This is a genomic window from Kitasatospora sp. NPDC032150, assembly GCF_055579945.1.
The window spans coordinates 271,684-284,579 of record NZ_JBVIMH010000003.1 but is presented as its reverse complement, the minus strand read 5'-3'; the positions used below and the strand labels follow the sequence as shown (position 1 = coordinate 284,579).

The following is a 12,896-nucleotide window of genomic DNA, read 5'->3' as shown; positions in this document are numbered from 1 at the left end:
CGGCGCGCAGGACGAAAGCTCCGGCCCGCAGGCACGGAGGGGGGCGGCCGTGCGCAGGTCCGAGGGGAGGTACGGTGTTCAGGGCACGGGGGCGGACCCTTGGCACGTGATGATGCGAGGGACGCAAGGTGTTGGTCGGGGAGCGTCTTCGTTCTCTGCGTGTCGCGCGCGGGTGGTCGTTGGCCCGGCTGTCCCAGCAGGTGCATTTCAGCAAGAGCTACTTGAGCCGGGTGGAGAACGGTTCTCGTGCCATGTCGCTGGATCTGGCCGAGCGGTGCGACCGGGTCATGGGCACCGGCGCCGACCTGGCCCGGCGGGTACGGACCGAGCTCCAGCCCGAGGGATCGGGCCTGCCTGCGTCGGCGAGGCGACGCCCCCTGTCGCCGGTGCCGGCTCAGCTGCCCGCCGTGGGGCGGATGTGGGGCCGGGAGGCGGAGGTCGCGCGCGTCGAGGCCTTCCTGGCCGGGCAGCGCGGTCCCGCCGTGGTCGCGGTCGACGGGATGGGCGGCGTCGGCAAGACGACGTTCGCCGTCTCGCTGGCCGGACGTCTGGCTTCGTCCTGGCTCGCCGGGGCGCTCTTCACCGATCTGCGCGCGCACGGACCGTCCGGCAGTCCGGCGGCACCGGAGGATGTGGCGACCGCGCTGCTCCACGCTTTGGGGTGGCCGCCGCAGAGCGTCCCGGCGGAGCCGGTCGAGCGGAAGGCCCTGGTCCGGAGCGTGCTGACGGAGCGTCAGGTGATCGTGGTGCTCGACGACGCCGCCGGCGCCTCTCAGGTGGCGTCGTTGCTGCCGGCGGCCGGAGGCAGCCTGGTCATTGTCACGAGCAGACGGCGATTGACCGCTCTGAGCGTACGTCACGGCGCACTGCGGGTGGCTCTGCAGCCGCTGGCGGTCGACGAGGCGGTGCGCTTCCTACAGGGGGCGCTCGACTGGCGAACGACAGCGGGCGAACACAGCCACACACTGCGGCCCCGGGAGGCGACCGCCGGTCCGGGCGAGGTGGACGCGATGCTGGCGCTCGTCGCCCGGCTCTGCGGATGCCTCCCGCTGGCCCTGGCAATCGCAGCCGAGCACCTCACGGAGTGGGGGAACCAGTTCACCGCCGCGTTGGTCGAGGGTTCGGGTGCATCCGGCACGCGGCTGGACCTCCTGGCACTGCCGGGGGAGAGCGACACGGCGGTGCGGTCGGTGTTCGCCTGGTCCTATCGGGCACTTCCCTCCGACCAGGCTCGGGTGTTCCGGCTGCTGGCGCTCCACCCGGGCGCAGAGGCCGGCGCGCAGGCCGTGGCGGCCGTGGTGGGTGAGTCCGCCGTGGTGGCGGCTCGGCTCCTCGGGGAGCTGCGTGCCGCGAATCTCGTGATGGAGGTGAGGCCCGGCCGGTACCGGATGCACGATCTGCTGCGAGAATACGCGCGCGAGTGCGCGAAGGCCGAGGAGTCCCGGGAGGAAAGAGAGGCGTGCATCGCCCGAGTCCTCGCCTGGTACCTGCACTCAGCGGACTCGGCGGCGGACGTACTACTGGGCCGTGGACGCCATCGGGTGGAGGCCGTGGGCGTGCCCTCGTTGTGCGCGCCGCTGCTGTTCACCTCCGCGGCGGAGGCATTGGCCTGGTGCGAGGGCGAGCGGCTCAATCTCCTGGCCTGCGTCGAGACCGCGCGCTCGATCGGCAGCCCGGTGGCGTGGCAGCTGCCCTACGCGCTGTGGGCCTTCCTGTTCATGCGTCATCATCACTGGGACCAGCTGGCCGTCGGGACCGCCGCGCGTGCCGCGGCCCTGGACGACGGCCGACCGCTCGCCGAGGCGTGTGCCGAGAGCGTCCTGGCCAGCGCCCGGGCCGGACTGCGGGATCACGCGCGGGCGGACGAGCACTATCGACGGGCCGCCGAACGGTTCGGGACGGCGGGTGACCAGGTGGGGGAGAGCACCGTGCTCCTGGCGTACGCCATGTCCTGCATCCGCCAGCGCCGTGCCCTGGCGGCCGCCGATCACGTGGCCCGCGCGGTGGAACTGGCGGAGGAGACGGGTGACGACTGGGGAGTGGGCCTGGCCCTGATCGGCCTCGCCGAGGTGCAGCTTGCGCTGGGCCGACCCGAGCAGGCAGTCGGCCCGCTGACCCGGGCGCAGCAGCTGCACCGTGTCCACGGTTCCCCGTGGATGCAAGCCTCGACCTGGACGCTGATCGCAACCGCCCACCGGGACATGGGTGATCATCAGCAGGCCGAAACGTGCTACCGGCATGCGCTCGACCTCCATGAGCGCACCGGCATGCGCGCCGGAACGGCCCACGCGCTGCACCAGCTGGGGATCGGCCTCCAGGCCCGGGGCAGTACCCGTCAGGCGCGGGAGACGCTGCTGCGGGCCTCGGAGATCTACGCGTCGCTGGACGACCCGCGAGAGCAGGATGTCCTGCGCTGTCTCGCCGCGAGCGAGCCCCTGGCCGAACAGCCGCCACCGGTCCAGGGGCGGTAGCGGCCGCCGGTCGTTCGGACTCGGTGGTGCCGTTGCCACCACGTTGGCAACGGCAGGCAACGGTCGGCGACTCCCGGCGACACGGCGGCGGCGCTACGGTCGAGGAACTCGGTGCGGGATACAAGGACCGCCTGCCGCCTCGCAGTTGCCGACCCGGAGGCGGTCCCCCGTGCCACAGCGGTCGAGCCGGGCCGCAGCGCCCCGTCACGACCCGCGAAGAACGTCACAGGCAGAGGGAGGGTCCCGCTGCCGGGCACGACCACGCAAGCCTGATCGGAGCTGCACTGCGGCCGTGCGTCCGCTGTCCAACGAGCCTTCAGGATCGGAGTACGCGGGGAATGTCTTTCGGAGATGTGCTGCGGGAACGGCGGCTGAGGCGGGGGGTCTCCCTCACCGAACTGTCGAGGCTGAGTCACTACAGCAAGGGGCACCTGAGCAGGATCGAATCCGGTGACAAACGGGCTTCGGAGGATCTGGCTCGCCGGTGTGACGAGGTCCTGGGGGCATGTGGTGAGCTGTTCTCCGTCCACCAGGCCATGAGAACCGCACGCAATCCGCGCACGAAGTTCCAGCCGCCCTTCCAGCTTCCTTCGGACACGGCCCATTTCACCGGACGCCGCGAGGAGTTGGCCGAGTTGGACGGGGTCGTGGCGCAGTCGGACCAGTCACGCCGGACAGTGCTGCCCCTGGTTCTGATCGAGGGGATGCCCAGCGTGGGGAAGACGGCTCTCGCGCTGAGGTGGGCGCACCAGAACGCCGCCCTGTTCCCGGACGGCGTTCTCTTCCATGACCTGGGTGCGTACGGCCCTGCCGGCACTCCGGCCCGCCCGGCCGATGTGCTGAGTGCCAGTCTGCACGCTCTGGGGGTGGAGAGCGGATCGGTCCCGGCTGATCTGCGGGAGCGAGCCGCGATGTACCGGACCCTGCTCTCCGGACGCAGGATGCTCGTCGTCCTGGACAACGCGGCGACCGCTGATCAGGTGCGTGCGCTGCTTCCGGGCACCCCCGGCTGTGTGGTGCTCCTCACCAGCCGCAATCGGCTGCCTGGCCTGGTGGCCAGGGACGGCGCCTCCCGGCTCTCCCTGCGGCCGTTCTCCTCCGAGGAGTCGTCCGCGCTCCTGAACAGGGCAGCCGGTCCGGCACTCCGAGGCGTACACCCCGAGACGGTCCTCGAACTCTCGAGCCGGTGCGGCCACCTGCCGCTGGCCCTGCGCATCGCCGCCGAGCGCCTCACGGTCGGCCGCCACGGGCATCCGGACGAACTGGTCGGGGCACTGGCGTGCCAGGAAACCCGGTTGAACCTCCTGAGCTGTGCGGACGACCCGGCCGCATCGGTGCGTACCGCGTTCTCCTGGTCGTACCGGCAGCTTGAGGAGGACCCGGCACGTGCCTTCCGACTGATCGGCACCCACACCACCGACAGCATCTCCGTGCGGGATGCGGCGGGCGTACTGCGCGTCCCGGAACCCGCTGCCGTGCGGCTGACGGAACTCCTGCACCAGAACAATCTTCTGGAGTCGACGGGTCCAGGCCGGTACCGCTGCAACACCCTGCTCGGCACCTACGCAAGGGAACTGGCTGCGGCACAGGACCCCAGGAACGTCGGGGCGGGTGTGCTCAGCATGGCGCATCGTCCGTAGGGCAAGGCGCTCCCGTCACTCTGGGTACTCCGGGTAACCCCGGACGGCTTCGGGCGCTCAGGGCGCGAAGTCGATCGTGCCGGCCCGTTTGCCCCGCCTCAGCAGGGACTCGAACGCCAGGTGGGCCGCGCCGAGCCAGAGCAGCCCCACCAGCAGCCCTCCGGCCGCCTCCGCAGAGACCGTGGCGAGGCCCCTGCCGTCGAGGAGGGAGCGCAGGGCTCCCAACAGATGGGTGAGCGGAACGGCCTGGGCGGTCCAGCCCACCCACGCGGGCCAGTAGCCAACCGGCACCTGGACCCCGCACACCGCCATCATCAGCAGGTAGCCGACGTTGGACACGACATTGCGCATGCCGCCCGCGTTGAGTACGAGCGCGGCCAGGAAGAGCCCGACGAAGTAGGTGGTGGCCGCCGTGAGCAGTACCAGGCAGACGGCCACCGGGACCTTCGCGGGAGTCCAGCGCAGGCCGAATGCGGGGCCGAGCACGAAGAGCGCCACCAGAGAGGTCCCCGCCCCGCTGACCGGCCACTGGACGCTCCGGCCGAGGAACACCCAGGTCGGTTTCGCCGGTGCCGCTGCGAGGAGCGCGAGCGTGCCCGCCGAGCGTTCCCTGGTGGAGGACGCCACCACGGTCAACGACTCGATCGCGCAGGTCATCAGGGCGTTCCCCACGGCCAGGTACGTGGCGCGCTCCGGACCTGCGACCAGCCGTCCCAGCATCACGAAGAACGTGACTTGCGCGAGCATCCGGCCGAGCCAGCCGAAGGTCCAGGTCTTCCAGGTGTAGGTGGCACGCATGTCGGTGAAGGCGTTCACCGCGCTGTGCTTGATGATCTGTACGGACTGCACCTGCAAGGCCGACCTCACGTCTGGGAGAGTGTGCCGGTTCGGCGCACCCTGTCGAGGACCCGTTGCAGCAGCACCAGGCCCAGTCCGAACCCGGCCGAGCCGAGGGCGAAGATCGTCACCAGCCTGGGCAGGGCGTACGGGACGGGGGAAAGGGCCAGGCTGTCGCGCAACAGGTCGGAGGACCAGGACAGGAACACCGCCCGTGACTCCGGCCGCAGCCAGGCAGGCAGCACCGAGACGGGCACCAGAACGCCCCCTAGCAGGTAGAACGGATAGCTGAGCGTGTTCTGGACGATGCGCGCGGAGGGCATCAGAACGAACAGGGAGGAGAGGATGCTCGCGGTGCCGGCCGTCGCCCAGCCGGTCACCAGTACACAGGCGGCGGTGAGGACCGGATGAGAGAGCTCCACCCAGCGGTTGAAGACCAGCCCTGCGGTGAGCCACGCCTCCGCGAAGGACACCGCACCGACCGCGCTGACCGCGCACATCCGCCCCATCACGATGACACCGAGCCTGACCGGTGCGGCCACCAGTCCCTCCAGGGTCCCCAGCGCCCTTTCCTCGTTGATGAGTTCACCCGCAGTGTAGAGCGCCAGGAGCCACAGCGACATCAGGGTCGGCGCCACCACCGCGTACGGCGAGAGGTCCGCCCGGCCGGCGCTGTCGCTGATCGCCAGGAATACCACGGTCAGCAGCGGAGCGGTCACGCACACCTGGACGGTGTCGGGCGACCGCCACGCCAACCGGAGCTGGAAGCGCGCGGCGGTGAGGAACAGCCTCATTTCCCCACCGCCATGCCCCGGTCGCCGATGACGTGCAGGTAGACTTCCTCCAGCGTGGGCCGGCCGGTGGTGATGCCCGTCACATCCGCATCCACCAGCCGCCGCAGCACGGCGCGGGTGGCCGACGAGTGCTCAGTCTCGATCCGGATCCGGTCCTGTGCGGCGGGACGGACCGACACGACGCCGGGAACGTCCACCAGGGCTGCCGCGACGTCCGCGGGGACGGCGACGGCGTCCACCTGCTCGTAGCGGGAGACCAGAGCGCCGATCTCCGTCGGTGCCCCGGAGGCGACGATCCGGCCGCGGTCGACGAGGGACACCCGGTCGCAGACGGCCGCTGCCTCGGCCATGTCGTGGGTGGTGAGCACGATGGTCCGCCCGTCCGCCCGGAGCCCTTCGACCAGCATCCGGAAGTCCAGGGCGGCCACCGGGTCCATGCCGGCCGTGGGCTCGTCGAGAATGAGCAGCGGCGGATCGGCGACCAGCCCCCGGGCGAGATGCAGCCGCTGTTTCATGCCACGGGACAGCGTGTCCACCCGGTCGCCGGTCCGGTCCCGGAGTCCCATCCGCTCCAGCAGCTCGTCGCAGCGCCGCCGTAGGCCGTCGCCGTGCAGGCCGTACAGCGCCGCCCAGAAGCGCAGGTTCTCCCCGGCCGTCAGCCGTCCGTACAGCCCCCGGTCTCCACCGAAGACGATGCCGATGGACCTCTTGACCCGATCAGCGTCCTGGACCACGTCATGGCCCATGACGTGGGCGGTTCCCGAGGTGGGAAGCAGAATGGTCGAGAGGATCCGGCACAGGGTCGTCTTGCCGGCGCCGTTCGGCCCCAGCAAGCCGTAGACCTCGCCGCGTTCGACCGTCAGATCGACCTCGCGCAAGGCATGGACATCGCTCCCGGAGCCCCGCTTCCTGCCGCCCTCGTAGCGCCGTGTCAAGGCGCGGGTCACCACGGCCGTCACGCCGTCCCCTCCAGCAGGTCGAGCTCCCGCAGCGCGGCGTCGTACTGCTCCCGCCCGACGCGCTCGCCGGGCACCAGGAGGTAGTCGCCAACTGGAGTGAGCAGCAGGGCGTCGTCCCGGAAGCAGTGGACGCGCACGCGATCCCAGTGCGTACCCCGGTCGGCACGCCGCAGCGGCATGCCGTACAGAGGCCCGCCACCGGCGAGGACCCCGCGGGTGTCGGCGGCCCGGGCCTGGGGCACCGGGTGGGCGGCACGACGCGCCCGCTCCGCCCGTACCTCCGGTTCCAGGGCCGCGCCGAGGCCTGACAGGTGCCCCAGCGGGGCGCGCTCTGCGGCGTATTCCAGCAACTCCCCGAGCTCGGGGGCCAGATGATAGGCGGCCGCCGCCGAGAGCAGACGGGCCGGGGAGGGGATCTCCGCCTTCCCGAGCAGGTGGACGTCGATGGCGTCCCGCGCGTGGAAGGGACGTTGGAAGCGTTCCTCGGCCAGGGCCAGCAGGTTGGCGGCCAACGGGTCGGCGGGCATACGCGGCCGGATGGGGACGGCGGCGTCGTCGCCCGTCAGGGCGGCCGTGGCGACCTCGACCCGGAGTTCGGGGTCGAGCAGCGTGTCCTCGGGCTGCCACGTCAGTGTCACCACCACGTGGCGGGTGGGCGCGCCCAGCACGGAGACGCCCACGTACAGCGGCGGATCCGTCATGAGCAGGCGGACAGCCTTCCACAGGTCCGGCTCGCCCTCGGTCACCAGGTCCAGGTCGCCCTGCGGGCGGAGCAGGCCTTCAGGGTAGTGCCGGGCCAGCAGCGGCCCCTTGACGACCTGTACCGGTACCTGGGGGGCGATCCGGGCGAGCACGTCCTCGTAGTGACGGGCCCGTCGCCGAGCCCGGGCCAGTTCCCCGCGGGCCGCCTCACTCATCGGTTGGCCGTCCCGCTCCAGCGCGGAGAGGACAAGGTAGGGGAGGGTGTAGTGCGCCTTGCGCGCGGCAACGAGCAGCCGTCCCGGCCCCTGCTCCTGCGGCACGTCCAGAACGTCGTACAACATCGTGAGGTCCATGTCACACACCGTCCTTGCCGAGGTGACGCCGCCAGAAGACGTGGTCGACCACCCAGCCGCGAGCGACGAGAGAGGCCACGACCCTCTCGCCCTGCCCCGGTGCGAGTTGCGGGGCGGGGTGGACGACGTGGCCGATCAGTGGGAGCGCCGCTCGGTGAGCGTGGTCGATCGCGGCAGACGTCAGCGCGTCGGTGGCGATGCGGCGCATATCGTCCGCCTCGTCGACGAGGACGTCGACCAGCTCCACGTAGTCGCGCTCGGTCACCGGATCGTGGGCCGCGCACAGCAGGGTGGCGTGGCCGACCGCGCGTCCTGCGCGGCAGGCGAGGTAGGAGAAGCGGTCGGGGGTGTCGAGGAGCTCGCGCGCGAGGGCGTCCACCGTCTCGGCCCCGGCCGTGACCCCTTGGTCGGCGCCGCCCTCGGCGAGTGCCCTGGCCAGCCAGCGCGAGAGGGCCGGGGTGTCCGCCTCGGCGTCGGCCGGACGGATGACGAACGGTGACGACGCGTGCCCGTCGCCCGCGGGCTGTCCCGAGTACCTCAGGTAGGTCAGGTGCGGCTGCCACGGGTCGCTGAGCCTGATGTGCGCCGGGGCGCGCACGGTGACCGCCGTCGCGCCGGGGGCTGACGCACCGACGAGCTCCAGCGTCTCCTCCAGCCAGGACACGTCCGAGAGGAGTTCCTCCGCGCAGAACTCGATGAGGAGTTGGCGCTCGTCGACCAGCGGGTCGTGGGTTCCCCCCGCCACGAAAGGGTGACCGTGCAGGCGGTGCAGCAGACCCGCCTCGGCGGCGGCGACGACGTAGCGGCGTGAGACGGCCGTGACGGCGTTCACCCCGCCTCCGGACGTACCACGGTTACGAGGCCGTTTCGGAGCGATGCGGCCGCCCGCCGGATGTCGTCGCGCGTGACAGCGGCGATCTCCCGTAGTTCGGTGTCCAGATCCCAGGCACCCCTGTGCGAGAGCGCTCGTGACGCGAGCAGCCGCGCGTGCTCCGAGGGAGCCTCGGTGTCGCGCAGCAGGCTCATCCGGGCATGCCGGCGAGCCGCGTCGAGGTCCGTGTCGCCGGGACCCTCCGTCGCCAGTACGTCGAGCTCCCGCGTCAGGATGCGGACTGCGGCAGGCCCGTTTCCGCTGTCCACGCCGATGAGCACACGCCAGGCCCCGGCCTCCGCATAGCCGCGGTCCCAGGCTTGGAAAGAGTACGCGAGGCCGGCGGCCACTCGGAGTTCGCGGTAGAGCACCGACGAGGCGTAACCACCCAGCAGGTTCGCCAGAACCGCGTAACGGTGCCGATCGCCGTCGGCGAGCCCGGCGGACCGGCCGCCCACGGCGACCCAGGCGAACTCGTCGGGCCAGGCGGGTTCAGCGGCCCCGGCTTCGCCTCCGGCGGCCCCGGCCTGGCCGAGCGGGAGCAGGGGGCGCGATGGCCGGGCGGCGTACGAGGCGGCCTCGGTGGCCCGGAGCCCGCCGGGTGTCCGGGGACCCACCACGGCGAGGGCCATCGGGCTGGTGAGAAAGGCGTCCCGGTGTCCGCGTACCACGCCTTCGAGGTCCAGCGCGGTGATCTCGGGGGCCGTACCACCCACCGGCCGCCCCAGCGGGTGGCCGGGGAAGATCGCGGCGAGAAAGGCGTCCTGGACGGTGTCCATCGGATCCGCTGCCGCGGCCGTGAGCTCCTGGAGGACGGCCGCCCTTTCGGTTTCGAGCGTCGCGGCGTCCAGTGCGGGGTCGAGGACGGCACGCAGCAGAAGGTCCACGACCCGGTCCGCATCCTCCGCGTCGACCTGGGCGTAGAAGAGCATCTGCTCCAGCCCGGTCTCCGCGTTGGCGCTGCCGCCCAGGCGCTCGATGTACTGCACGAGAGGCCCGGCGCCGGAGACGGGCGCCGACATCAGCACGTGCTCCAGCACGTGGGCGAGGCCACCGCTGCCCGGCGGGTCGTGGCGCGCGCCGTATCCCACCCCGAGGCAGATGCTCGTTGTCTTCAGGCGGTCGTCGACTGCGGTGACGACCGATATCCGATCAGCAAGTGTCATCAGGTTCCTTGTGCAGGGAATGGGGCGGCAGGGATATTGAGGCAGCGCGGAGAATGCCGCCGCGGCAGGTCGTCGCGGCGGCATTTCACTGGTACCGGCCCGGCTCAGCGGCCGGGCTTCACCTTGTCCAGGCGCGGGCGGAGGCCCACCTTGTGGTTGCGCATGTCTACACCCCCTTCCGAGAATCGGCGGAGAGGAGACCGGTCCCTCCTGGGTTCCAGGCGCGACCTTCCTCATGCCGAAATCCTCGCCTGCCGCACAGGCGCCAAACAAGGCGTTGTCCGTTTCCCAGTGAATGGACAACGCGTGAGGACGGCGGCGACGAGTACGGGGACGGTCAGGGGCGCCACATCGGCCGGCCAGTCGCCGCCCAGCGCGCCCGCCGGTGCGACATCCCGCAGGATCTTGCCCGCATCGTGCACCGCCCGGGGCTTGCGCCTGCCCTTGCCGTCCTGACCCGGGACGGCGGCGACCGCTGCCGCCGGGTCGTCGAGACGGCCGTCGGCCGACACCTCGTCAGCTGATCCCGACCTCCCGCAGTGCCTGGTGCTGACTTGGTGCTGACTTGACGGGCCAGTAGACGTAGCAGATGCCTCCCGATCCCCCGTGACCTGCCCGTTCGCGTCGTAGCGTCGCGTGCGTAGCCAGTTGTTCTCGAAATGCGAGAACGGCTCCTATTAACTGACGCACAAAGACGCAAGCTTGCAGGTCAGAGGCTTGGGCTCGGTTCATCACCGGCCGCCGCAGCTACCTCCGCCTCGCCCGCCACTGGCCTCGGCGCGATCGCCGACCTCGCGGGCCGCGGCGCTGAACCGCAAGGAACGGCCCCACCCTGCACGCCGCCGTCCGCACCGCGGAGGGCCGCGACACCGCGACGGCATACCCGCTGCCCATGGCGGCGGACGCGAACCGCCTGGCCTGGTCTTGGACATCGACGCCACCCTCGTCACCTGCCATTCCGAGAAGGAGAACACCGCGCCGACCTACAAGCACGGCTTCGGCTACCACCCGCTGCTGTGCTTCCTCGACAACACCGGTGAGGCCCTGGCCGGTGTGCTGCGGCCGGGAAACGCCTCGGCCAACACCGCCGCTGACCACGTCAGCGTGCTCGATGCCGCGCTCGCCCAGATCCCCGACGCCCACCGGCACGGCACCGAGATCCTCGTCCGCGCCGACAGCGCCGGATCCGCCAAGACCTTCCTGACCCACATACGCGCCTTGCGCTCGCGTGGGATCCACACCCGCTTCTCGGTCGGATGGTCCATCACCGAGCCGGTTCACCGGGCGATCCGCCACCTGCCCGACCAGGTCTGGCACCCGGCCCTCGAGCAGGACGGCTCCATTCGTGAAGGCGCCCAGGTCGCCGAACTGACCGGCATGGTCAACCCGCCCGGGCTGCCCGAGGGCACCCGGAACATCGTCCGCCGCGAGCGACCCCACCCCGGCGCCCAACTGTCCCTGTTCGACCTGGACGAGGGCATGCGCCACCAGGTCTTCCTCACCGACACCCCCTACGGCCAAGGCTCCCTGCAACTACTGGAGGTCCGCCACCGCGCGCGCCCGCATCGAGGACCGCATCCGCTGCGGCAAAACCACCGGATTCGGCCGCTTCCCCTCCCGCCACTTCCCGATCAACACCGCCTGGCTGGAACTCTCCCTGGCCGCCATCGACCTCCTCGCCTGGATGCAAACCCTCCTGTTGGACGGCGAGTTGGCCACCGCTGAGCCGAAGAAGCTCCGCTACCGGCTGCTGCACGCCGCCGCCCGCATCACCCACGGCGCCCGCCGACTGCACCTGCGGATCGCCGCCACCTGGCCCTGGCGCCACGACCTCGCGGCCGCCTTCACCCGGCTCCAGGCCCTACCTCGACCCGTCACCTGAACCGGCACCCTGGCGCTGCCCACCAACGACCAAGGACCCTCGGGGCCGCCGCCGTGCTCCAGATCCCCGAGACGGCCTGGACCCCAGCCGTCGAGCCGGACGGCGAGATCCGCGACGGCGCCTGGGTCGCCGAGCTCGCCGGCGACGTCCTCACCGGCTGGCCGAATGGGATGCGGTTGATCGTCCGCAAGGAACGGCCGCATCCCGGCGCGCAGTTGCGCTTCACCGACGCCGACGGAAAACTCCGTCGCTGCACCGAGAGGAGCGGCGAGGTCGTGGACTTCTACCTCTACCTCGCCGCCACTCTCGTCACGCTCCGCATGCTCCTCCGACGCTCGACGAGCCACTGCCGCTGGGACGGCCGCTCCACTACCCGACGCCTCAAGTGATCCATTTGCCGGTCGGTCTTAATCGAGTGCGAGAGTCCCGGTCCGGGTGATACAAGGTCTGCGTGACTGAGCATCTCTACTTCCCCACCCTGCTGCGGATGATTGACGAGCGGTCCGCCGCGTTCCGCGCCGCCGTCGCCGCGGCCCCCAGCCTCGACGCCGACGTCCCGTCCTGCCCGGGCTGGACGCTGTACGACCTGGCGAACCACCTCAGTGAGGGGGACCGCTTCTGGGCCTACATCGTGCTGAACACCGCGCCGGGCGACGAGCGGCCGAGCAAGGACGGGCTGGCGGCGCCCAGGGAGCGCGAGGCCCTCATAACCTGGCTGGCCGACTCGACGGAGCAGCTGCTTACTGCTCTGCGCGAGGCCGGCCCGGACCGGGGCTGCTGGGCCTGGTGGGAGCCGCTGGCCTCGCCGCACACGGTGGCCGCCGTGGCCCGCCGCCGCGTCCCGGAGTCGCTGATCCACACCTACGACGCCCAGCTGGCCTCCGGTACCCCGCAGGAGCTGCCGACGACCGAGGCGGTCGACGCCATCGAGGAGTTCCTCGCCACCGTCTGCACCGTCACGGTCCCGTGGCCGGGCGAGCCCGCCACCATGGACTACCACGCAGCCGAGGCTGGCTCCTGGCGCCAGACGGTGGACGCCGCCGGTTCCCGCTTCACCCGTCTCACCGCGGCGGAGGCCGCCGAGAGCAAGCCCACCGCCGCCATCTACGGCACGGCGAGCGAGATGGCCCTGCTCATGTACATGCGCATCCCGGCCGGCTTGCTGCGGATGGAGGGCGACGCCGACCTGCTCCAGCAGCTGCAGGACTGGGACTAAGGGCT

Annotated in this window: 9 protein-coding genes and 4 pseudogenes; 7 read left to right on the top strand and 6 right to left on the bottom strand. The window is 71.4% G+C overall.

Features of this window, described 5'->3' with window-relative positions; translation table 11 throughout:
- Positions 1-128: 128 nt before the first annotated feature.
- The 3 genes and pseudogenes from ACZ5ON_RS05535 to ACZ5ON_RS05525 all read left to right on the top strand — a co-directional run bounded on the left by ACZ5ON_RS05535 (position 129) and on the right by ACZ5ON_RS05525 (position 4,111).
- On the top strand, positions 129-2,471 hold the full coding sequence (locus tag ACZ5ON_RS05535; RefSeq protein ID WP_465585858.1) for a tetratricopeptide repeat protein: 2,343 nt from the start codon (positions 129-131) through the stop codon (positions 2,469-2,471).
- A 338-nt stretch (positions 2,472-2,809) separates the two neighbouring features.
- Positions 2,810-2,974: pseudogene (locus tag ACZ5ON_RS05530) on the top strand (helix-turn-helix domain-containing protein); the annotation flags it as partial.
- A gap of 33 nt (positions 2,975-3,007) precedes the next feature.
- Positions 3,008-4,111 carry a hypothetical protein gene (locus ACZ5ON_RS05525; protein WP_465586129.1) on the top strand — a complete coding sequence of 368 codons (1,104 nt, stop codon included), beginning with the start codon at positions 3,008-3,010 and terminating at the stop codon, positions 4,109-4,111.
- 57 nt (positions 4,112-4,168) lie between these two features.
- Here ACZ5ON_RS05525 and ACZ5ON_RS05520 read toward each other — a convergent pair whose 3' ends face one another.
- The 6 genes from ACZ5ON_RS05520 to ACZ5ON_RS05495 form a co-directional block, all read right to left on the bottom strand.
- A complete protein-coding gene (locus ACZ5ON_RS05520) occupies positions 4,169-4,978 on the bottom strand; it encodes an ABC transporter permease (protein ID WP_465585856.1) in 810 nt (269 codons plus the stop codon).
- Positions 4,975-5,742: an ABC transporter permease gene (locus ACZ5ON_RS05515; protein WP_465585853.1), complete on the bottom strand. Its 768-nt coding sequence runs from the start codon at positions 5,740-5,742 to the stop codon at positions 4,975-4,977. The genes ACZ5ON_RS05520 and ACZ5ON_RS05515 overlap by 4 nt, the downstream gene beginning before the upstream one ends.
- Positions 5,739-6,620, bottom strand: a complete 882-nt coding sequence (locus ACZ5ON_RS05510) for an ABC transporter ATP-binding protein (RefSeq protein WP_465585851.1) — start codon at positions 6,618-6,620, stop codon at positions 5,739-5,741. Before ACZ5ON_RS05510 ends, ACZ5ON_RS05515 begins: the two co-directional genes overlap by 4 nt.
- A gap of 77 nt (positions 6,621-6,697) precedes the next feature.
- Positions 6,698-7,756, bottom strand: coding sequence for a hypothetical protein (locus tag ACZ5ON_RS05505; RefSeq protein WP_465585849.1), 1,059 nt, complete (start codon positions 7,754-7,756; stop codon positions 6,698-6,700).
- Between the two features lies 1 nt (position 7,757).
- A complete protein-coding gene (locus ACZ5ON_RS05500) occupies positions 7,758-8,588 on the bottom strand; it encodes a hypothetical protein (protein ID WP_465585847.1) in 831 nt (276 codons plus the stop codon).
- On the bottom strand, positions 8,585-9,793 hold the full coding sequence (locus ACZ5ON_RS05495) for a M16 family metallopeptidase (protein WP_465585845.1): 1,209 nt from the start codon (positions 9,791-9,793) through the stop codon (positions 8,585-8,587). Before ACZ5ON_RS05495 ends, ACZ5ON_RS05500 begins: the two co-directional genes overlap by 4 nt.
- An 879-nt stretch (positions 9,794-10,672) precedes the next feature.
- Between ACZ5ON_RS05495 and ACZ5ON_RS05490 the strand changes: the two are divergent.
- From ACZ5ON_RS05490 to ACZ5ON_RS05475, 4 genes and pseudogenes are all read left to right on the top strand, one after another.
- Positions 10,673-11,675: pseudogene (locus ACZ5ON_RS05490) on the top strand (IS1380 family transposase); the annotation flags it as partial.
- A 62-nt stretch (positions 11,676-11,737) separates the two neighbouring features.
- Positions 11,738-11,914 (top strand): annotated as a pseudogene (locus ACZ5ON_RS05485) (IS1380 family transposase); the annotation flags it as partial.
- A pseudogene (locus ACZ5ON_RS05480) lies at positions 11,912-12,064 on the top strand (IS5/IS1182 family transposase); the annotation flags it as partial. The pseudogenes ACZ5ON_RS05485 and ACZ5ON_RS05480, both read left to right, overlap by 3 nt.
- A gap of 62 nt (positions 12,065-12,126) precedes the next feature.
- Complete coding sequence (locus tag ACZ5ON_RS05475; protein ID WP_465585843.1) at positions 12,127-12,891, top strand: maleylpyruvate isomerase family mycothiol-dependent enzyme; 765 nt, start codon at positions 12,127-12,129, stop codon at positions 12,889-12,891.
- The last annotated feature ends 5 nt before the right edge of the window (positions 12,892-12,896 follow it).

What these genes read in the sequence shown, in the direction of transcription:
- ACZ5ON_RS05525 (WP_465586129.1), top strand. Translation starts at nt 3,008, where the DNA reads ATGAGAACCGCACGCAATCCGCGCACGAAGTTCCAGCCGCCCTTCCAG.
- ACZ5ON_RS05515 (WP_465585853.1), bottom strand. Translation starts at nt 5,742, where the DNA reads ATGAGGCTGTTCCTCACCGCCGCGCGCTTCCAGCTCCGGTTGGCGTGG.
- ACZ5ON_RS05505 (WP_465585849.1), bottom strand. Translation starts at nt 7,756, where the DNA reads ATGGACCTCACGATGTTGTACGACGTTCTGGACGTGCCGCAGGAGCAG.
- ACZ5ON_RS05495 (WP_465585845.1), bottom strand. Translation starts at nt 9,793, where the DNA reads ATGACACTTGCTGATCGGATATCGGTCGTCACCGCAGTCGACGACCGC.